Origin of the sequence: Bradyrhizobium sp. CCGB20 (assembly GCF_024199855.1) — a bacterium.
GTDB lineage: Bacteria > Pseudomonadota > Alphaproteobacteria > Rhizobiales > Xanthobacteraceae > Bradyrhizobium.
On record NZ_JANADN010000001.1, the window covers coordinates 7,705,331 to 7,726,164 of the forward strand.

Consider the following 20,834-nt stretch of genomic DNA (forward strand, 5'->3'; position numbering starts at 1 on the left):
ATGAACTCACCCAACGAGGCCCCATGGGACCGCTCGCCGGCTTCACCATTCTCGATCTGACCTCGGTGCTAATGGGCCCCTACGGCACCCAGGTGCTGGCGGACATGGGCGCCGACGTGATCAAGGTCGAAAGCCCCGAGGGTGACATCGTTCGCCAGATCGGTCCCGGCCGCACGCCCGGCATGGGCGGGATGTTCCACAACGCCAATCGCGGCAAGCGCAGCATCGTCCTCGACCTCAAGAAGAAGGAAGGCCGCGACGCCTTGCTGCGGCTCGCCCAGCGCGCCAACGCGCTCGTCTATAATGTGCGTCCGCAGGCGATGGCGCGGCTCGGCCTCGACTACGAAACGCTTGCCGCGGTCAATCCCGCCCTCGTCTATGTCGGCGCGTTCGGCTATGGCCAGTCCGGCCCCTATGCCGCAAAGCCCGCTTACGACGATTTGATCCAGGGCGCGGCCACCATTCCGACGCTGCTTGCGGCCGCCGGTGACGGCACGCCGCGCTACGTTCCCGTCACCATCGCCGACCGCATCGTCGGCCTGATGATGGTCAATGCGCTTCTAGGCGGACTGATGCACCAGCAGCGTACCGGCGTCGGACAGCGCATCGACGTGCCGATGTTCGAATCGATGGCGGAGTTCGTGCTGGTCGACCATCTCGGCGGCCTCACCTACGATCCGCCGCTCGACCATGGCGGCTATGCGCGATTGCTCTCGCGCTATCGCAAGCCTTACAGGACCAGCGATGGCCATCTCTGCGTCCTGATCTACAACGACAAGCACTGGCGCAGCTTTTTTGAGGCGATCGGACAGACTGAGTTCTTGCAGCAGCCCCGCTTCGCCAACCATGCCTCGCGCACGAAGCACATCGACGAGATCTATGAGGAGATCGGCCACGTCTTCCTGACGCGCACGACGGCGGAATGGCGCGAGCTGCTGGAACGCGCCGACATTCCGGTGATGCCGATGCACACGCTGGAGACGATTCTGGACGATCCGCATCTCAACGCGGTCGACTTCTTCAAAACCGTCGATCATCCCGTCGAAGGCCGCATCCGCCAGATGCGCGTGCCCTCGACCTGGAGCGTGACCCAGCCGGAAGCCGCCGGTCCCGCGCCGACGCTGGGCCAGCACGGCCGCGACATTTTGCGCGAGGCCGGCTTCTCGACGGATGAGATCGATCGGCTCGCAGAGCAAAAGGCAATTCACCTGGCCGCGCCGCCCTAAAGCCAGCGCGGGCCAAATCGCAACGACACAGGGAGGAAACCGCGATGGCCGGACTTTATTTCGAAGATTTTTCCGTAGGTCAGGAGTTCAGGCATCCGCTGACCCGAACGGTCACGGAAATGGACAACACCATGTTCAGCCTGCTGACGCTCAATCCGCAGCCGCTACACATCGACGCCCATTTCTCTGAAAAGACCGAGTTCGGTCAGCGCATTTTCAACAGCCTTTACACCCTTGGCATCATGATCGGCATGACGGTCTATGATACGACCATGGGGACCACCGTCGCCAATCTCGGCATGACCGACGTCACGTTTCCGAAACCGGTCTTCCATGGCGACACGCTGCGGGCGACGACGAAGGTGCTTTCGTTGAGGGAATCCAAATCGCGCCCGAGGGCGGGTATCGTCGAGTTCGAGCACCACGCCTTGAACCAGAACGACGAGATCGTCGGAAAATGCCGCCGCATGGCGATGATGCACAAGAGGCCGGTCTGATGCGTTCGATGCTGTTCGTGCCGGGCGATTCCCCGCGCAAATTCGAGAAGGCGAGCGAAGGCCGGGCCGATGCGCTGATCATCGATCTTGAGGATTCCGTCGTCACCGAGAAGAAGGAAGAGGCGCGCGGATTGACGCTCGCGATGCTGAAGGGCCGTCCCGGCCCGCACCAGCTCTATGTCCGCGTCAACGCGCTCGACACCGGCATGACGCTCGCCGATCTCGCTGCGGTCATGCCCGGCCGGCCGGATGGCATCGTGCTGCCGAAATCGCAAGGCGGCGACGACGTGCGGCAGGTTGCCATCTGGCTCGAAGCCCTGGAAGCTGCATCCGGCATCACGGTCGGCGCGACGCGCATCGTCTGCGTCGCGACGGAGACCGCGAGCTCGATCTTCGGCCTCGGCAGCTACAAGGGCTGCTCCCCCCGCCTCGCCGGCTTGATGTGGGGCGCGGAGGATCTCTCGGCCTCGCTCGGCGCCACCGAGAAGGCCTCGGGCGGCGTATTCCACAGCCCCTATCGCCTGGCGCGCGATCTCTGCCTGATGGCGGCGGCCGCGGCGGAGGTTGCGCCGATCGACACCGTCTATACCGACATCGACAACCTCGCCGGCCTCGAGCAGGAAACGCGCGCGGCACGGCGCGACGGCTTTTCGGCGAAGGCACTGATCCATCCCAAGCACGTCGACGTCGTCAACGCGGCATTCGAGCCGACCGAGGCCGAGCGCACCTGGGCGGAGAAGGTGATCGCGGCGTTCGCGAACAATCCGAACTCCGGAACGCTGCGTCTCGACGGCCAGATGATCGACAAGCCGCATCTTCGCGCCGCGAAGAAGATCCTCGGCCAACCCTAGAGCAGGACGCAAAGCCCCGCCATGATCGTTCGCCAAGCCGCAAACGTCCTGGAGATCATGGAATTCTTCGCGCAAACGAGGAAGCCGGCGACGCTTGCTGAGATCGCCGATCATTTCGGCTGGCCGCGCTCGTCGACCTTCAACCTGCTCGCGACGCTCTCCGAGAAGGGCTATCTCTATGAGCCGCGGCCGCGCGCCGGCTTCTATCCGACGCCGCGGTGGCTGGCGATGGCGCGGATGATCTCCGAGGTCGAGCCGCTGCCGCCATGGACGCACACGCTGATCGCCGATCTCTCCGCCGAAACCGGAGAGACCGCGTCCATCGTCGCGCCCGCGGGCGTCATGGCGGTGTTCATCGATGTCGTCGAGTCCCAGGCCGCGATCCGCTATTTCGCGACCATCGGCCACCGCGTGCCGATCCACGCCACCGCGAGCGGCCGCGCACTGCTGCTGCAATATTCGCAGGAGGAGCGCGACTCCGTCTATCGCAAGATCGAATTCAGGCAATACGGCCCGTCGACGCCGATCAGCATCGAGGCCGTCGAGACCGAGCTGCGCAACTCGATCGCGCGCGGTTATTGCCAGAGTTTTGCGGATTACAGCCGCGATCTCGCCGGCGCTGCGATTCCCTTGCCGATTGGCGACCGGCGTCTCTCCGTCGTCGTCGCCGGTCCGGAGTTTCGCATCGGCCCGAAGGTGCCGGAGGTCGCCGCGCTGATCGCGCGGACCGTCGACCGGCTGCGGCCGAAGACAGCGGCGTAGGATAGCTTCAGTCGAAGCCCTGAACGGGTGGCGCCGAGGTCTGCGCCGGCACTACTGGAGCAGCTTGAACGGGCTGCACCGCAGGGGCGGCCTGAACCGGCGGAGTGCTGGCAGCTCTTATCTGGCCGTTGGCGGCCATCGCCTCGCGTGTGCGCGGCGGGGCGCCATTCGCGGCCGGGCGATACGCCTCGCGGCGCGGCGGCTGCCGATGTCTGGCCGAATGCGAATCTCTCGCGCCCCAGGACCGGGCGATTGCTGGCCCCGCGGTGTAGCCGATCACCGCGCCCGCCACGGCGCCAACCGGACCCAACACGACGGCGCCCGACACGGCTCCCACCGCTGCAGCGCCGGCGCGCTCCTGCGCGACGGCGGTTGCGGGCACCGCAGCCAGCATCAAGACGGCAGTGATCAGAGCTTTCTTCATCGGAACGCCTCCCATACGGGAGATCAGTCTGACTCAAATATGGCCGCACGAGGTTTGTTCGTTGCCCAACACGGGGCAATCGCCGATGGAACTCCGGCAATACGAAGGCGAGTTCCCGGAGGAGACAGACCGGCTACGGCGCGACCTTGTCGCCGATGAATCCGTTGCCGTCGAGCGCGCGCCGCACCGTGCCGTCCGCCTTGGCGTCGTCGAGGAAGTGCGCGGCCCAGACCTTCGCTGCGGCCTTGCCCTTGGGCACAACCACGACGACGCCGGTCGACTGGATCACTTCGTCAAGCACCTTCGTTCCCGGCAGCTTTCGCGAGAGATCTTCCAACGCGCCCATGCCCATCGCGAGCGCATCGAGGTCACCCTTGCCGATCAATTCGGCCGCCTCTTCCGGCTTGACGAACTTCGTCAGCTTGGCCTGCTTGATCGACTTCTCGACCGTCCGCGACGTCGATGTCCCCTCGATGCAGCCGACCCGCACGCCGGCACGATCGACATCCGCAACGGAATGGATGTCCGAGCCGGCGCGCACGAGATAGCCGCTCATATAGGCGACGTAAGCGGGCCCTTGGTCGACGAACTGCTCGCGTTTGACGTCCGCCGGCATGAAGGAGAGATCCCAGACGTCTTTGCTGCTGGCAGCCGCGATCTCGTCGGAGCTCTGGTATTCGACGAGCTGCAGTGGCACGTGCAGCTTGTCGGCGGCGGCCCTGGCGAGCTCGACGGTGACACCGCGCGGTTTGCCGGTCGAAGGATCGCGCGTCGTCCAGAACGCCGACGCAGCGGGGCCGACGGCCACCGCCACGCGGAGCGTTCCCGTCGGCGCGATGTCGGCGGGGCCTTCGGCTTTTGCGTCGGGAATACCGATCGTCGCGACGACCAGGCTCAACGCAGCCATCAAGCTATGCCGCCGCATCGTGCGCCTCCAGGGTTAAACGAGCTCCGACAGAACGGTGGTGCGCTCCCTCGCCCCGTTCTTGCGGGGCGAGGAAGAAAGTTGCCGCCGCTAGACGATCTTGATCGACATGTCCGGCAAGCCCTCGAGCTTGCACAGCAGCACGTCGCCCTTCACCACCGGGCCGACATTCTCCGGCGTACCGGAATAGATGATGTCGCCGGCCTTCAGCTCGAACGCTTCCGACAGTTTTGCGATCTGCTCGGCGACGCTCCAGATCATCTTGCTGAGATCCGAGTTCTGCTTCACGGTACCGTTGATCGCCAGCGAAATCGCGCCCTTCTCGAAATGGCCGGTCTTGCTGGCCGGGTGGATCGGGCCGATCACCGCGGCGTGGTCAAAGCTCTTGCCGATCTCCCAGGGCTTCTTCTCCGCGGCCATGCCGTTCTGGAGGTCGCGCCGGGTCATGTCGAGGCCGAGCGCGTAGCCATAGACATGGTCGAGTGCCTTGTCGGCCGGAATGTTGGTGCCGCCCGATTTCAGCGCGGCGACCAGCTCGACCTCGTGATGATAGTTCTTGGTCAGCGACGGATAGGGATGATCCGCAATCTGGCCGATCGCGACGTTCTGGATCGCGTCCGTCGGCTTCTGGAAGAAGAACGGCGGCTCGCGGTTCGGATCGGAGCCGCGCTCGATCGCGTGCGCGGCGTAGTTGCGCCCGATGCAGTAGATGCGGCGGACCTGGAACACACTCGTTTCGCCGACGATCGGGATCGTCACCATCGGCACCGGGAAGATCGGCTTCGGTCCGGCCTGCGCCGCCGCTGGCGTTGCGTCGGCGATGCCTGCTGCCGTCATCGCTGCTGCGGCCGTGAGCACGCTCCGTCGCGTGGTTTTTGTCATGGCTTCACTCCCTGATTTCGTCGTTTCTTGTCGGACCGCCAGTCATAGAACGAAACGATGGGCGGGCCAACGGCCCGCGCCGTACGCCTTAAGTCGCGACGCGATCGAAGAACTCGCGAACTTTTCGCGCGCAGACATCAGGGTCCGTGGCAGCCACGTGATAGGAATCGCCGGGCAGTACTTCGAGCTTCGAGCCCGGGATCGTCTCCTGCCACGCCTTGACGGAAGCGACGTCGCCGAGCCCGGAGCCGGTCGTGGTGATCACCAGCGCCGGGCGCTTGATCGAGGGCAGCTCGCCGGTCACGTCCACCGTCGGAACCATCTGGAGGAACGCCTCCAGTGTCGAGGCGTTGGTCTTCGACATCAGCTTGATCCACCAGTCGAGCGCCGGCGGCGGCAGCGACGAGCCGAGCCGGCCGGCCGTGGTCTCGCGCACCCAGGCCTCCACGCCCTGCTCGCGAATCTGCTTGCGCCAGGTCGGCGCGCGCTCGTTGAACGAGGTGAGCGAGGCCGGCGCGCCGACTGCGGCGACCGCGATCACACGGTCGGGATGCTTGGCCGTCAGATGCATCGCCAGCGTGCCGCCGATCTTGCCGCCGACCAGGAAGACGCGATCGAGCTTCAGCGCGTCCAGCATCCGGATGATGTCATCGCCGAGGCCGGCGAAGCGATAGATGTAATCGCCCTGCATCGGCGTCGAATCGCCATAGCCGCGCAAGTCAGGGCGCACCACGAGATGATGCGTGGCGAAATACGGCACCCAGCGCCGGAACGCCTCGCCGCTTTCGGCGAGCCCGTGCAGCATCACGACCGGCGGTTTGGTGTCCCAGGGCAGGAGATAGTCGTCGATGCGAACCGCAAGCTCGCAATCCTCGCTGACGCCGATCTTCCGCAGTTCGCTAGCCATCAGATACACCTCGTTCCACCGCCATCGACATTGATGCAGGTACCAGTAATGAAGGACGCGCGGTCTGAACAGAGGAACGCAACGATGCCGGACACCTCGTGCGGCTGTCCGACGCGGCCGAGCGGAACCGAGGCGATGGCGGCGGCATTGGTCGCGCCTTGATCCTGCCCCGAGATCGCGGCTCCTTGCGAGATCAGGCTGTCCCAGCGATCGGTCTGCACCGGTCCGGGATTGACGCCGGTGACCAGCACGTTGTCAGGCGCGCATTCCTCGGCGAGCGCCAGCGTGAAATTCAGCAGCGCCGCGTTGACCGCGCCGCCCGCCATGTAGGCCGCGCGCGGCTGATGACCGCTGCGGCCGATGATGTTGATGACCCGGCCCCAGCGGCGGTCCCGCATCTCCGGCAGAACGTTGCGCGCGCAGCGCATGTAGCCAAGCAACTTCAGCTCGATCGACTTGGCCCAGGTCGCATCCGGCGTCTCTGCGATCCGGCCCATCGGCGAGGCGCCGGCGTTGTTGACGAGAATGTCGACGCGGCCAAACGCTTCACGCGCGGTGTCCATCGCGTGGGCGATGTCCTCCGGCTTAGTCATGTCGCCGGCACAGGCGATCACGCGCCGGCCCGTGTCCCGCGAAATGTCCTGCGCCGAGGCCGCCAGCCGTTCGGCGTCGCGCGCGACGATGACGACATGCGCCTGCTCGCGCGCGAGCTCGGCGGCAATGGCACGGCCGATACCGATGCTGCCGCCGGTGACGACGGCAACCTTGCCGCCCAGATTCAGATCCATGACGCTACCCTCATCCACTAATCGACGGTGGCGCCTGAGGCCTTGACGAGCTTGCCCCACTTGGCGGTTTCGTCCGTCATGAACTGCCCGAACGCGTCGCCGAAAACCGTGCCGGGTTCGGCGCCGAGCTCGGCAAGCCGCTTCTTGACGTCGGGCATCTTCAGAATGGTCTCGAGCTCACCGCTCAGCTTGGCAAGCGCGGGCGCAGGGGTCTTCGCTGGGGCCACCAATCCGAACCAGGACGATGCCTCGAACCCCGAGATGGTCTCGGCGACAACAGGCACATCAGGCAGCGCTTCGGCGCGCTTGGCGCCAGCGACCGCGATCGCGTTGATGGCCTTGCCCTGCACCTGCGGCAGCACCGCCGGCATGTTGTCGAACATGAAGGGAATCTGGCCCGCGAGCAGATCGTTCATCGCCGGCGCTGCCCCACGATAGGGCACGTGCACGATGTCGATGCCGGCCATGCTCTTGAGCAGCTCGCCCGCGAGATGGTTGGTCGAGCCAATGCCCGACGAGCCGAAATTCAGCGAACCGGGCTTGGCCTTGGCCAGCGCAATCAGCTCGCCCACGTTCTTCGCCTGCACCGACGGATTGACGACCAGGACGATCGGCACCGAGGCGATCAGCGCCACCGGCGCAAAGGCTTTCGCCGGATCGAACGGCAACTTCTTGTAGAGGGAGCCGTTGATCGTGAGCGGAGGCGGTGCAGTCAAAAGCAGGGTGTAGCCGTCGGGCTCGGCGCTCGCGACCGTCTCGGCGCCGATATTGCCGCCGGCGCCGCCGCGGTTCTCCACCAGGAAGGTCTGGCCATTCCGCTCGGTCAGCTTCTGCGCGACGATGCGGGCGATGATGTCGTTGGATCCGCCGGCCGGGAACGGCACGATGATCTTGACGGGTCGGGAGGGGTAGTCCTGCGCACCCGCAAAGCCGGAGAACAGAACGGCCGCACAGGCGGCCAGAACGGTGCGTCGCATAACCCCGCGCATGGGCACTTCCTTGATGTTTGTCTTGTTGTTGATTGGTTCATCACGCCGTCAGCAATGGCCTCAACTTGCCGACGTCGTCAAGCCGTTCGAGATTGCCGATCTGATCAATCAGCCTCTCGGCCTTGTCACTGCCCAGAACCGGCGCAATCAGGTCCCGCGTCTTGGCTGCCACGGCCTCCGTACTCAGCGGATTCTCCTTGGTGCCGGGCGGATATTTCGTGAAGTGCTCGACCTTCCTGCCATCGGTCAATGTCACCTCGACGACAGCACCACGCGGTGCGGCCGGGTCCATCAGCCCCTTGTCGCCGGCCAGCGTCACCTTGTCGCGCTGCTCCCGGATTTTTGGATCATGCATCAGCGCGACGTCGTGACTGTCGTTGAACGACACGGCGCCCTTGACCAGCGCGAGAGCCACGAGATGCTGGCAATTGACGTCAGGCATCGCGCTCTCGCCTACAATCCCCATCGCATCGGTCGGCAGCTTGACCAGGATACTACGGACTTTATCTGGCGTGAGGCTGTGTTGCTTGCGCAGCGTCAGCATGGCATCCAACGGCGACTGGATGGGATAGCCGACCGAGAAGGTCTTGATCGCCGTCTCCGTGACATAGAAGCGCTTGCCGAGATCCTTCACCATCTCCTCCGGCTTCGGATCGGTCGACAGCGCGATGAAAAGATTATGCGTGCCGTCGAGCACGTCATCGACGCCGGTCAGGCCCGTCTTGACCATGTCGACCGCCATCACGCCGTTGCGGGCGCCCATGCCGGCGAAGTCGAACGCCTTCTCGATATGGTCGTGATCCTTCACCCAGCTCCACAAGCCGGAGACCTGCTGCGAGGAATAGGAGATCGCGTAGCGCATGCCCTTCTCGTCGAGCCGCGCCAGTGAGGCGGCGGCACCGAGCGCGCCGAAGGTCGATGACGTTCCTTCCGCGCTCCGGTGCGAGCCACGGACGAGATCCGGACCCAGCGCCATCAAGAGACGGCAGGTCAGGTCGTAGCCAAGCGCGACCGCGCGAATGAATTCCTGCCCGCTGCGATGCTCGCGTTCACCGAAGGCGAGTGCGGCCGGCACCACCGAGCATCCCGGATGCGCCTTGGTGACGGGCTCGAAATCATCGGTCTCGTCGGCATGCGCAAACATCGCGTTCGCCAGCGCCGCGTTGACCGCGGTGGTCCGGAAATCGGAGCCGATGACGGACGCCTGCGCATCGCCGCCAAGCGTGCGGACGTATTTCAGCGCCATCTCGCCCGGCTTCATGCGCGAGCCAGACACCATCGCGCCGAGCGTATCGAGAATGCGGTGCTTGCATTCGCGCAGCACCTGCTCCGGCAACTCCTGATCGCGCGCGGCAACCATGTAGCGGGCGAGGCGCTCGGTCACGCCGGGCCCCGCTGCAAGAACCACACGGCCGCCGGTAGCGGCGAGAGCGGCGACCGAGCCGGCGGATTGCAGGAAACGGCGGCGTGACGGCATGCTTCTATCCCCTCGCGGTCAGGACGCGACCGACATCTTTGCGATCTCCGCCGCGTTCGGCAGGGTCTCGACGTTCCAGCAGGCGTCCATCACACGCCGGATCGTCGCCGCAGGAATAATGCCGTCGGCAAGGTCCGAGAACTTGGTCTCGAGCTGCTTGTCGGTCATCGGAACTTCAACGCTGCCGATCGCGTGCTCGATGTGGCGGTTGAGCTTGCGGCCGTCCTTCAGCACGATGGTGAGATCGACCTGCTCCGGCTTGATGCCCGGCGTGATGACCGGGTTCACTTTGCCGCGCAGCGCGACGATGGTCGGATCGGTCACGGCCCGGTCGCTGAACTGCTTCTCGCCGCCGGCGCCCTCGACGATCGCCACCGCAACCGCATGGTAGATGCTGAACTTGCCCTCCAGACCAGCCTTCGGCGTCTTCTTGCCGGTAAGTTCCAACACCAGCGGATGGACCTTGAGATCGACCCGCTCGATCTGATCCGCGGTCACCTTGCTCTCGTTACGCAGCTGGACCGCGGCATCGATCGCCGGATGCATGACGATGCCGCAGGCGAACGGCTTGTAGGTGTTGAGCGCGGCTTCATAGCGCTTGCCGAGGTCGCCCAAGATCTCGTTGTAATCCTGCTTGGTGCTGATGGTGTTGGCCCAGCCGCGCTTGGCCTCGATCATGGCATCGGACGAAGTAAAATTCTTCGAGGCCAGGATCGCCGCGAAGATGCCGCTGGACGCCGCCCGGCCCGGATTGAAGCTCTTGTTCATCGAGCCGAAAGATTCGCGCAGGCCCACCGGCTGCGAGGCGGCAAGGCCGAGCGCCCATGTCATCTGCTGCTCGTTCAGCTTGAGCAGCTTGCCGACAGCCGCGGCCGAGCCGAACACGCCGGCCGTGCCGGTGATGTGCCAGCCGACGTCGTAATGGTTCGGATAGACCGAGTTTCCGATCCGGCACTCGGTCTCGACGCCGAGCACCAGCGCGTTCAGGAATTCCTTGCCCGAGACCGGCTGCATTTCCGAGAATGCGAGGATCGCTGAAGCGACCGGACCGGCGGGATGGATGATCGTCTTCAGATGGGTGTCGTCATAGTCGAAGATGTGGCTCGACACGCCGTTGATGAAGGCCGCGTTCATGATGTCGAACCGCTCGCGCCGCCCGAACAGGGACGCCTGCTGCGGTCCGGAGAAGGGGCCGAGGGCCGCGACGGCGATGTCGACCGTCTCATGGTGCGAGCCGCCGATGGCGACGCCGACCCAGTTCAACAGCGTGCGCACGCCCTCCTTGCGCACATTTGCCGGCAGGTCGTCGTATTTCGCGGTGACCAGATAATGCGCCAGTGCGCGCGTCACCTCCTTGGGTGGCGCGGCCGCGGGCGTTGCGGCCGGAGCTTGGGCGAAGGCGGCATTCGCGCCGACAGTCGCGAGCGGCAGCGCGGCGGCTGCCTGAAGCAGGGTCCTGCGATCAGTGGGCATAGGCGGCCTCCTTGACCTTCATCGATGCCAGTTGTGCTGCGAGCCGGACCGCGCTTTCGAGCGCACCGGTCTTGGCGACGCCCGTGCCGACGATATCGAATGCCGTGCCGTGCGACGGTGTGGTGAAGACGGTCTCGAGGCCGGCCGTGACGGTGACACCGCGGTTGAAGCCGCGCAGCTTGGTCGCGATCTGGCCCTGGTCGTGATACATCGCGACCACGCTGTCGAACTCGCCCGCAAAGGCGCGAATATAGACGGTATCGGCGGGATAAGGCCCGGTGCAGGCGATGCCCGTCTTGGCGGCGGCTTCGACGGTCGGACGGATCATCTCGATCTCGTCGCGGCCGAACAGGCCATTCTCGCCGGCATGCGGATTGAGGGCCGCAACCGCGATGCGCGGCTTGGCAACGCCGGCCTTCTTCATCATCCGGTCGACCAGTTCGATCGCATCGGTGATGCTCGCCGGATTGATACCGTCGAGCGCCTCGCGCAGCGACTGGTGCCCCGTGACGCGCGACATCCACTGACCATCGAGCACGTTCATCTCGGAGAAATAGGTCTTGTGGCCTAGCAGGCTCGCGAACATCTTGTGCTCGTCGGGAAACTTCCAGCCGCCGTCGAACATCGCGCGCTTGTTGAGCGGCGCGAAGGTAATTGCGTCGACCTCGCCCGCCTTGGCGAAGTCGATCGCGCGCGACAGCGTCTCACCGGTCAGCCGGCCGGATTCGGCACTGGCTTTGCCGATCGGGAATTTTGTGGGATCGGTATTGCCCAAGTCGACGAGCTGCACGGTGCCACGGCCCCAGCTCGCGGCCTTCGGCGAGGCAATCCGCTCGACCTTCAGTTTCACGCCGGCATGTTCCATGCCCATCTCCAGCACGCGGGCGTCGCCGACCACGACGAGGCGCGCGGCGTCGGCGAGCCTGTTATCGGAGAGGATGCGCGCGATCTGTTCGGGGCCGATGCCGGTGCAGTCGCCGGGGGTCAGCGCGATGACGGGCAGTTCACTGGTGTTGGTAGCCATATTGGAAGCCTTGGATCCTTATTTCGCGTGTTGGATTTGAACGGCGGACCGGGTCCAGTCCTCGCGGTTGAATTCCCCGTCCCATTTCGCGACCACGATGGCGGCGACCGCGTTGCCGATGGTGTTGGTGATGGCGCGGGCCAGCGACATGAAACGGTCGATGCCGAGCAGCAGCGCCAGGCCCTCAGCCGGCAATCCTGCCGCGATCACCGTCGCAGCCAGCGCGGCGAACGCGCCGCCGGTGACGCCGGCAGCGCCCTTGCTGGTGAACAGCATCACCACGAACAGGCTCAATTGCTGCGCAGCCGTCAGCTCGATGCCGTAGACCTGGGCGACGAACATCGTCGAGAGCGGCAGCGTCAGCGCAACGCCGTCGAGATTGAAGGAATAGCCGGAAGGAATAACGAGGCCGGCGACCGCCCGCCCCACGCCCGCCTTCGGCAACTTCTCCATCATGCCGGGGATCGCCGTCTCCGACGACGAAGTACCGAGCACGACCAGCAGCTCGTTGCGCAGCAGCCGCAGGAGATCCATCAGGCGGATGCCGGCGAGACGGCAGATCGTGCCGAGAATGACGAAGATGAAGAAGGCCATCATCGCCCAGGCGGTGCCGACCAGGAGCGCCAGCGCATAGAGCGTGGCGGCGCCGAATTTTGCGACCGTGAAGGCCATCGCGCCAAAGGCGCCGATCGGCGCCAGCGCGACGACGACATGGACCACGCTGAACACGAGCTCGGTGATCCGTTCCAGCCCTGTCCGCAGTGGCGCAGCCTTGTCGCCGAGCAGCAACAGGCCAATGCCGCACAGAAGCGCGAGCACGAGCACCTGCAGCACGTCACCGGCCGCGAACGCGCCAACAAAGCTCTCCGGGATCATGTGCTGGATGTAGGCCGACAGCGATCCGACGTGGGCCTGCGAATAGCGGGCAACGGTCTCGGCCTGCTGCGCCGTGGCATGCGCCACGCCCGCACCGGGCTGTACCCAGCGCACCACGACGAAGCTGATCAACAGACAGACGGTGGTCACCGCCTCGAAATAGGCAAAGGCCTTGAGCCCGATGCGGCCGACCGCCTTCATGTCGCCGACCTGGGCGATGCCGGTGACCACGACCAGGAAGATCAGCGGCGCGATCGTCATCTTGATCAGGGAAATGAAGCAATCGCCGAGCGGCTTAAGCTCGACCGCAAAGGCCGGAAACAGGGCGCCGAGCAATGCGCCAAGCGCGGCGCCGGCAACCACCAGGACATACTGCTCGCGCCAGAGCGGCTTGCGGCGCCGTTCGGACACCGGGCTGGATATAGGCTCGGACAGCGGAGTTGCGGCGATCTGCAATTGATTTCCTCCAACGCGTCATCGCGCCATGCGGCGTGGCGCCTTGTTCTGGTTTTGTGATGGCATTTACATTGGACCAGCGGCGCCCGAGGCGCTAATGCCGTATCGGTATGATTTGAGGACGAAACCGCATCATGGACCTGGTCTGGCTGGAGGACTTCCTTGCCATCGCCGAGGAAGGCGGGTTCTCACGCGCCGCCCAGCGCCGGCACGTGACCCAGCCGGCGCTGAGCCGCCGCATCAGGTCACTCGAGGAGTGGCTAGGCACGCCACTGTTCGAACGCTCGACACATACAATCACGCTGACGCCGGCCGGTGAGAGCTTTCGGCCCGTTGCCGAAGACGTCCTGCGCAGGGTTCTGGTCGGACGCGAGGAAGCGCTCGAGGCGGCGCGGCTGAAGGCCGAAACCATCACCTTTGCGGCCACGCATGCGCTGTCGCAGGCTTTCTTCCCCGAATGGATCCGCAGTTCCGACAGCGCGCGGGCGGACTCCGCCGTACAGCTGGTCGCCTCCAATTTCGCCGGCTGCGAAAAACTGCTGCTGGATGCGCAAGCCCACTTCCTGCTGGCCCATCATCATCCGTCGCTGGTGACCCGGCTCGACATGGAGCGCTTCCAGCGCTTCGAACTGTCGAACGATCTCCTGATCCCGATCAGCGCGCCGATGACGAAGCCGTCGCGCGGCGCGCGCCGCGGCAACGCCAGGCCGCGCTACGTCCTCCCCGGCACCGCCGATGCGCCGCTGCCCTATCTCGCCTATCACCCGGGCTCGGGCGTGGGGCGGATCGTTACGTCGTTTCTCGCCGTAAAAGAGCCGTCCGCGTTTCTCGTTCCGAGCTTCGCCGCGCCGGTCATGCTGCTGGTCGACATGGCACGCGAAGGACGCGGCATCACTTGGGCTGCGCAGAGCCTGGTTCAGGCCGATCTCGACAGCGGCCGCCTGATGCGCGCCGGCGGGACGGACTGGAGCATTGCCATCACCGTCTCGCTGTTCCGCCCGCGCGCCCGCATGACCCGCGCGGCCGAAAACTTCTGGAATACGGTTCGCAAGGGTCGGCCGGCTGGAAAATCCGCCGCCGCGCCGCGAGCCAGATGACGACGACCAGGCCCGTCCGGTTTCTTTGGCCGCTTTGGCGGCGCACATGGCTGATGGGCATTGCCGCTACCGCGGCGGCGAGCGCCGCATACGCTGGCGACATCTCCTTTGCGCCCGCCGAGCTCAAGGCGATCGGCTCCATCGATCCGCGCTTTCAGTCCTACAATATCGAGATGGTCGAGGTGACCGGCGGGCGGTTCTGGAAGCCCTATCCGCGCGCCGGCCGTGCCTTCGATCAGCGCGATCGCTATAGCTTGAGGGCTCCGATCAATCTTTCCAACCGACATCTGCGCATGCTCGCAGCCGCCCTCGCGCCGGCTTATGTTCGCGTCAGCGGGACCTGGGCCAATGCGACGTTCTTCAACGATGCGGAGACCGTACCGGCCAAGCCGCCGGCCGGCTTCAACTCCGTGCTCAGCCGCGACCAATGGCATCGCGTCATCGACTTTGCGCGCGCGGTCGATGCAGAGATCGTCACCTCCTTCGCCATCAGTCCCGGCAGCCGCGATCGCGACGGCGTGTGGAAGCCGGACCAGGCGCAGCGTCTCCTCGATTTCACGCACTCGCTTGGCAGCCACATCGCCGCCGCCGAGCTGATGAACGAGCCGACGCTCGCTGCCACGAACGGTGCGCCGTCTGGATATGATGCAAAGGCTTATGGCCGCGACTTCGGGGTCTTTCGCGAATGGATGCAGCGTGCCGCGCCACAGACGCTGATCGTCGGTCCCGGCTCGGCTGGCGATGCGCCGTCATCGTCCGGGCCTGGCATCATCACGCGCGATCTGCTCGCGGCATCCGGCCCCGGCGTCGATCGCTTCTCCTATCATCACTACAACACGGTCTCGCCGCGCTGCGGCGGCCGCGATGATCCCGCACAGGCGCTTTCAGAGGAATGGCTGGCTCGCACCGACGTAACGCTCGCGACCTACCGGTCGTTGCGCGACGCATTCGAGCCGGGCAAGCCGATCTGGTTGACGGAAACGGCGGATACGGCCTGCGGCGGCAGCCGTTGGGACAAGTCGTTTCTCGACACGTTCCGCTATGTCGACCAGCTTGGACGCCTGGCGAAGGCCGGCGTCCAGGTGGTGATGCACAACACGCTGGCCGCCAGCGACTACGGCCTGCTCGACGAGGGGACGTTCCGACCGCGACCGAACTACTGGGGCGCGTTGCTCTGGCATCGGCTGATGGGAACGATCGTGCTCGACGCAGGCGCAGCCGCCGCGCCCGGCCTGCATCTCTATGCCCATTGCCATCCGGCGATGCGGGGCGCGGTGTCCGTGCTTGCCGTCAACACGACACGGAGTGTGCCGCAGGTGCTGTCCCTCCCGGACCGCGCGGACCGGTACACGATGCATGCCGCGCGACTTCCAGGCGCGACCACCATACAGCTCAACGGCAAAACGCTCGCGCTAACCGCCGGTGACGAACTGCCTCGGCTCCCACCGCGCACGACACAAGCTGGAATGATCCGGCTTGCGCCGGAGACCATCACCTTCCTGGTGTTTCCGAACGCCGCAAATCCCGCCTGCCGATAGAGTCTCTCACGACCTCAGCGCGTCCCGCGCCGTTTCCGGCGCCATCAGCGTTGCAATGATGGTGATGATCGACAGCGCGATGATGTAGACCGAGACCGCCCAGTACGAGCCGGCCCATGCCAGCAGCGCGGTGGCGATCAGCGGTGAGAAGCCGCCGCTGAGCGCGGCCGCGACGTTGGCGCCGAGCGAAGCACCGCTGTAGCGCACCTGGGTGCGGAACAGCTCCGGCATGAACGCCGCCTTCGGCCCGAACAGCAAGGCGTGCGTCAGCGTCATCGTGACGACGAGCGCGAATGTGATCAGCGCCGGCTCCTTTGTGTCGAGGAACCAGAACAGCGGAAACGCCAGCGCCACCGAGAACACGCCGCCGGCGAGATACAGCGCCTTGCGGCCGAAGATGTCGGAGAGCCAGCCGGCGAGCGGCAGCGTCGCGAACTCGACGATCGCGGCATAGACGACCGCGTTCAGGATCACCTGGCGGGGCAAACCGAGTTTCGTCGTGGCATAGACCACCGTGAAAACGGTGAGGAGATAAGCAAGCCCAACTTCCGACACCGTGATGCCGATCGCGAGCAGGAAGCTCCGCCAGTCGCGGCGCAGCACTTCCAGCACCGGCTGGGCCAGCACCTCCTTGCGCTCCACCACTTCCTTGAAGTGCGGCGTCTCCGCAAGCTTGAGCCGCACAATGAAGCCGACGCCGACGAGCAAAATGCTGATCAGGAACGGCACGCGCCAGCCCCAGCTCAAAAAGTCCGCCTCGGGCAGCTGCGTCATCAGGCCGAAGATGCCGGTGGACGCCGCGACGCCGACGGGAAAACCGATCTGCACCAGGCTGCCGTAGAAGCCGCGGCGGTTACCTGCATGCTCGATCACCATCACGACCGCGCCGCTCCATTCGCCGCCAAGCCCGATGCCCTGGATGAAGCGCAACATGACGAGGAAGATCGGCGCCCAGACGCCGATCTGGCTGTAGGTCGGCAGGCAGCCGATCAGGAAGGTGCCGAGCCCCATCGCGATCATGGTCGCGACCAGCATGGTCTTGCGGCCGAGCCGGTCGCCATAATGCCCGATAATCGCGCCGCCGATCGGCCGCGCCACGAAGCCGACCGCATAGGTCGAGAATGCCGCGAGCGTTCCGACAAAGGGATCGAAGCTCGGGAAGAACAGCTTGTTGAACACGAGCGCGGCGGCTGTGCCGTAGATCAGGAAGTCGTACCACTCGATCGCGGTGCCGAGCGCGCTCGCCCACACCACGTGCGCCGTCGTCGATTTCTCCGCCGAAGCGGAGACCCCCGTTGCTGCCGTCATGCCCTGCGCCCCAAAGATTCCGAAGGGCATCATGGCTAAACGCGCGGAGGGTTGCAACCTGCGGGAGTGATGGCTCTCACAGGATAACTGCACGAGATTCTACGCGCCGCCGCTGCCTCAACACCCGTCATTGCGAGCGTAGCGACGCAATCCAGATTTTTCTCTGCTGGGCAGCCCGGATTGCTTGGTCGCAAGCGCTCCTCGCAATGACGGGTGTTGAGGCGCCTGCGCGCCCGTCTCCCGCAACGTGGTCGCGGAGCAGCCGGAACCCCCTCACCTTTTATTCGCCATTGACAAACTCATTCGCCAATATCTAATCTGCCGCCAGAATAACCAGCCGCGCCAAGCGGCCATTGAGAGAGGGAACGACGATGAGAGGGTTTTTGGCCTGCGCCATGCTCGCGGCCATGACTTCGGCTGCCATGACCACAGTTGCGAACGCGCAAGTCTCCGACGACGCAGTGCGGATCGGCGTACTGACGGATCTGTCGAGCTGGGGTCGCGACAACAGCGGGCCGGGCTCGGTCGAGGCGGCCAGGATGGCGGTGGAGGAATTCGGGCCGACCGTGCTCGGCAAGCCGATCGAGATCATCAGCGCCGACCACCAGATGAAGACCGACGTCGGCGTGCAGATCGTGCGCGGCTGGTTCGACAACGGCAAGGTCGACGCCGTCGTCGACATTCCGAACTCGGGCATCGCAATCGCCGTGCACAACATGGTGCGCGAGCGCAACAAGATCGCGCTGCTCTCCGGCCCCGGCGCAAGCTCGCTGACCGACGAGCTGTGCAGCCCGAACACCGTGCACTTCACCTACGACACCTATGCGCTGTCCAAGGTGACGGCCTCCGCCGTGATCAAGGAAGGCGGAAAGTCCTGGTACTTCATCACCGCGGACTACGCCTTCGGCCAGCAGCTCGAGAAGGATGCAACGCGTTTCATCAACGAGATGGGCGGCAAGGTCCTCGGCGGCGTGAAGCATCCGACCAACACCGCCGACTTCTCCTCCTTTGCGCTCCAGGCGCAGAGTTCGAAATCCGACGTGGTCGCCTTCGCCAACGCCGGCCAGGATACGGATAACGCGATCAAGCAGTCCGGCGAGTTCGGCCTGGTCCAGGGCGGCCAGAAGCTCGTCGGCCTATTGATGTTCGACACCGACGTGCACGCGATCGGCCTGAAGTCCGCACAAGGCACCTACATGACCACGGCGTCGTACTGGAACATGGACGAGGCGACCCGGGCCTGGTCGAAAAAGTTCTACGAGCGCACCAAGGTGATGCCGACCATGATCCAGACCGGCGTCTACGGCTCGGTGCTGCATTATCTGAAAGGCATCAAGGCCGCAGGCACCGACGACCCGGCCAAGGTGATGGCCAAGATGCGCGAGCTGCCGATCGAGGATACTTTCGTCCATGGCGGCAAGTTGCGCGAGGACGGCCGCGTCATCCGCGACATGTACCTCGCCAAGGTGAAGACGCCGGAACAGTCCAAGGAGCCTTGGGACTATCTCGACATCGTCAAGACCGTGAAAGGCGAGGACGCCTTCCGCCCGGCCTCCGAGTCCAAATGTCCGTTGTTGAAGAAATGAGGCCAGCATGACCGGCAACGAGCATAGCGCAATTGAGACTTACGAGTGCGACGTGCTCGTGGCCGGATCGGGCGCCTCCGGCATGTCGGCCGCGATCACGGCGCGCTACCGCGGCCTCGACGTGCTGATCGTCGAGAAGGAGCCGCGCTTCGGCGGCACCACCGCGCGTTCCGGCGGCTGGCTGTGGATTCCCGGCACGTCGCTGGCGAAGGCCTACGGCATCGCCGAGACGCCGGAGCAGGCCCGCACCTATTTGCGGCACGAGGCCGGCAACAATTTTGACGCCGCGCGGGTCGATGCGTTCCTGACCGCGGGCCCGGAAGCTGTCGACTTCTTCACCACGAAGACGGCGCTGCGCTTCGACATGCCGCTGGTGTTTCCGGACTATCACGCCGAAGCGCCCGGCGGCACGCAGGGCGGCCGCTCCATGGTGACGCGCCCGTTCGACGGCCGCGAGCTTGGCGACCAGATCAAGACGCTCGGCATGCCGCTTCCCGAGCTCACCGTGTTCGGCATGATGCTAGGCTCCGGCAAGGAGATCATCCATTTCATGCGCGTGACGAAATCGCTGACCTCGGCGGTGTATGTCGCCAAGCGACTGTCGCGTCACCTGATGGACGTGCTGCGCTATGGCCGCGGCATGACCCTGACCAACGGCAATGCGCTCGCCGGACGGCTCGCGAAATCCGCGCAGGACCTGAAGATTCCGATGTGGCTCTCCTCCCCCGTGCGCGAGCTGACGGTCGAGAACGGCGCTGTGACCGGCGCGATCCTCTCGCGCGAGGGACGCGACGTGCGCGTCCGCGCGCGGCAAGGCGTCGTGCTGGCCTGTGGCGGCTTTCCGCACGATGTCGAGCGGCGCAAGAAGATGTTTCCCCACGCGCCGACCGGCAACGAGCATTTTTCGCCCGGACCGACCGGCAATACCGGCGACGGCCTGCGCCTTGCCGAAAGCGCCGGCGGGCATGTCGAGGACCGCCTGCCGAACGCGGCGGCCTGGGTGCCGGTGTCACTGACGACGCGCAAGGACGGCTCAAAGGGCGTGATGCCGCACTTCATCGACCGCGCCAAACCCGGCGTGATCGCGGTGATGCGCGACGGCAAGCGCTTTGCCAATGAAGGCAACTCCTATCACGACTTCGTCCAGGCCATGATCAAGGCCGCAAAGCCCGGCGAGGAGATTGCGGCCTTCCTCGTCTGCGATCACCCGACCCTGCGCAAATACGGGCTCGGCTGCGTACCGCCCTTCCCGATGCCGCTGGGCCATCACTTGAATACCGGCTACCTCATGCGCGGCGACACGCTGGACGCGCTCGCGGCGAAGGCCGGCATCGATGCGAATGCCTTCGCCGAGACCGTTAAGCAGTTCAATGCGACCGCGCCGCAGGGCCATGACGCCGCCTTCGGCAAAGGCTCGAAGGCCTATAACCGCTACCAGGGCGATGCGCTGCACGGCCCAAACCCCTGCGTCGCGCCGATCGAGAACGGCCCGTTCTACGCCATCAAGATGGTGATCGGCGATCTCGGCACCTATGCCGGCATCGTCACCGACGAGAACGCACGCGCGCTCGATGCGGAAGGACGGGTGATTCCCGGGCTCTATGCCGCCGGCAACGACATGGCGAGCATCATGGGCGGCAACTATCCCGGTGCCGGCATCACGCTTGGGCCGGCGCTGACCTTCGGCTACATTGCCGGCCGTCATCTCGCCGACAGCGCCGCCAGGCGCAACGCGGCGTAAGCCACAC

Annotated in this window: 18 protein-coding genes and 1 pseudogene; 8 read left to right on the top strand and 11 right to left on the bottom strand. The window is 65.3% G+C overall.

The annotated features are described in order from the left end of the window. The first annotated feature begins 23 nt into the window (after nt 1–23). The 4 genes and pseudogenes from NLM15_RS36195 to NLM15_RS36210 all read left to right on the top strand — a co-directional run bounded on the left by NLM15_RS36195 (nt 24) and on the right by NLM15_RS36210 (nt 3,336). Nucleotides 24–1,226, top strand: coding sequence for a CaiB/BaiF CoA-transferase family protein (locus NLM15_RS36195; protein WP_254122691.1), 1,203 nt, complete (start codon nt 24–26; stop codon nt 1,224–1,226). Between the two features lie 29 nt (nt 1,227–1,255). Continuing rightward, nucleotides 1,256–1,723: pseudogene (locus tag NLM15_RS36200) on the top strand (MaoC family dehydratase); the annotation flags it as partial. Further along, a complete protein-coding gene (locus NLM15_RS36205; protein ID WP_254122692.1) occupies nt 1,723–2,574 on the top strand; it encodes a CoA ester lyase in 852 nt (283 codons plus the stop codon). The pseudogene NLM15_RS36200 and the gene NLM15_RS36205, both read left to right, overlap by 1 nt. A gap of 21 nt (nt 2,575–2,595) precedes the next feature. Then, complete coding sequence (locus tag NLM15_RS36210; protein WP_254122693.1) at nt 2,596–3,336, top strand: IclR family transcriptional regulator; 741 nt, start codon at nt 2,596–2,598, stop codon at nt 3,334–3,336. Nucleotides 3,337–3,343: 7 nt separating this feature from the next. Here NLM15_RS36210 and NLM15_RS36215 read toward each other — a convergent pair whose 3' ends face one another. The 10 genes from NLM15_RS36215 to NLM15_RS36260 form a co-directional block, all read right to left on the bottom strand. After that, entirely contained in the window at nt 3,344–3,760 is a 417-nt protein-coding gene (locus NLM15_RS36215; protein WP_254122694.1) for a hypothetical protein, read from the bottom strand. A gap of 133 nt (nt 3,761–3,893) precedes the next feature. After that, nucleotides 3,894–4,685 carry a transporter substrate-binding domain-containing protein gene (locus NLM15_RS36220; RefSeq protein WP_254122695.1) on the bottom strand — a complete coding sequence of 264 codons (792 nt, stop codon included), beginning with the start codon at nt 4,683–4,685 and terminating at the stop codon, nt 3,894–3,896. Between the two features lie 90 nt (nt 4,686–4,775). Continuing rightward, nucleotides 4,776–5,567, bottom strand: coding sequence for a fumarylacetoacetate hydrolase family protein (locus NLM15_RS36225; protein ID WP_254122696.1), 792 nt, complete (start codon nt 5,565–5,567; stop codon nt 4,776–4,778). A gap of 88 nt (nt 5,568–5,655) precedes the next feature. Further along, nucleotides 5,656–6,474, bottom strand: a complete 819-nt coding sequence (locus NLM15_RS36230; RefSeq protein ID WP_254122697.1) for an alpha/beta fold hydrolase — start codon at nt 6,472–6,474, stop codon at nt 5,656–5,658. Further along, nucleotides 6,474–7,262 carry an SDR family NAD(P)-dependent oxidoreductase gene (locus NLM15_RS36235; RefSeq protein WP_254122698.1) on the bottom strand — a complete coding sequence of 263 codons (789 nt, stop codon included), beginning with the start codon at nt 7,260–7,262 and terminating at the stop codon, nt 6,474–6,476. The genes NLM15_RS36230 and NLM15_RS36235 overlap by 1 nt, the downstream gene beginning before the upstream one ends. 17 nt (nt 7,263–7,279) lie before the next feature. Then, on the bottom strand, nt 7,280–8,251 hold the full coding sequence (locus NLM15_RS36240; RefSeq protein ID WP_254122699.1) for a tripartite tricarboxylate transporter substrate binding protein: 972 nt from the start codon (nt 8,249–8,251) through the stop codon (nt 7,280–7,282). Nucleotides 8,252–8,291: 40 nt separating this feature from the next. Then, complete coding sequence (locus NLM15_RS36245) at nt 8,292–9,728, bottom strand: MmgE/PrpD family protein (protein ID WP_254122700.1); 1,437 nt, start codon at nt 9,726–9,728, stop codon at nt 8,292–8,294. Between the two features lie 18 nt (nt 9,729–9,746). Next, nucleotides 9,747–11,201, bottom strand: coding sequence for an MmgE/PrpD family protein (locus tag NLM15_RS36250; protein ID WP_254122701.1), 1,455 nt, complete (start codon nt 11,199–11,201; stop codon nt 9,747–9,749). Then, entirely contained in the window at nt 11,191–12,225 is a 1,035-nt protein-coding gene (locus NLM15_RS36255) for a PdxA family protein (protein ID WP_254122702.1), read from the bottom strand. The genes NLM15_RS36250 and NLM15_RS36255 overlap by 11 nt, the downstream gene beginning before the upstream one ends. An 18-nt stretch (nt 12,226–12,243) precedes the next feature. Next, nucleotides 12,244–13,557 carry a cation:dicarboxylate symporter family transporter gene (locus NLM15_RS36260; protein WP_254122703.1) on the bottom strand — a complete coding sequence of 438 codons (1,314 nt, stop codon included), beginning with the start codon at nt 13,555–13,557 and terminating at the stop codon, nt 12,244–12,246. A 134-nt stretch (nt 13,558–13,691) separates the two neighbouring features. Between NLM15_RS36260 and NLM15_RS36265 the strand changes: the two genes are divergently transcribed. Both NLM15_RS36265 and NLM15_RS36270 read left to right on the top strand, forming a co-directional pair. Beyond that, entirely contained in the window at nt 13,692–14,654 is a 963-nt protein-coding gene (locus NLM15_RS36265) for a LysR family transcriptional regulator (RefSeq protein ID WP_254122704.1), read from the top strand. Between the two features lie 53 nt (nt 14,655–14,707). After that, nucleotides 14,708–16,192, top strand: coding sequence for a hypothetical protein (locus NLM15_RS36270; RefSeq protein WP_254122705.1), 1,485 nt, complete (start codon nt 14,708–14,710; stop codon nt 16,190–16,192). A 6-nt stretch (nt 16,193–16,198) separates the two neighbouring features. Here the strand turns inward: NLM15_RS36270 and NLM15_RS36275 are convergent, their stop codons facing one another. Further along, nucleotides 16,199–17,500, bottom strand: a complete 1,302-nt coding sequence (locus NLM15_RS36275) for an MFS transporter (RefSeq protein ID WP_254122706.1) — start codon at nt 17,498–17,500, stop codon at nt 16,199–16,201. A gap of 371 nt (nt 17,501–17,871) precedes the next feature. Here NLM15_RS36275 and NLM15_RS36280 point away from each other — a divergent pair, with 371 nt between their 5' ends. Both NLM15_RS36280 and NLM15_RS36285 read left to right on the top strand, forming a co-directional pair. After that, nucleotides 17,872–19,086, top strand: coding sequence for an ABC transporter substrate-binding protein (locus tag NLM15_RS36280; RefSeq protein ID WP_254122707.1), 1,215 nt, complete (start codon nt 17,872–17,874; stop codon nt 19,084–19,086). A gap of 7 nt (nt 19,087–19,093) precedes the next feature. Then, nucleotides 19,094–20,827, top strand: coding sequence for an FAD-dependent oxidoreductase (locus tag NLM15_RS36285; protein ID WP_254122708.1), 1,734 nt, complete (start codon nt 19,094–19,096; stop codon nt 20,825–20,827). Nucleotides 20,828–20,834: the final 7 nt, after the last annotated feature.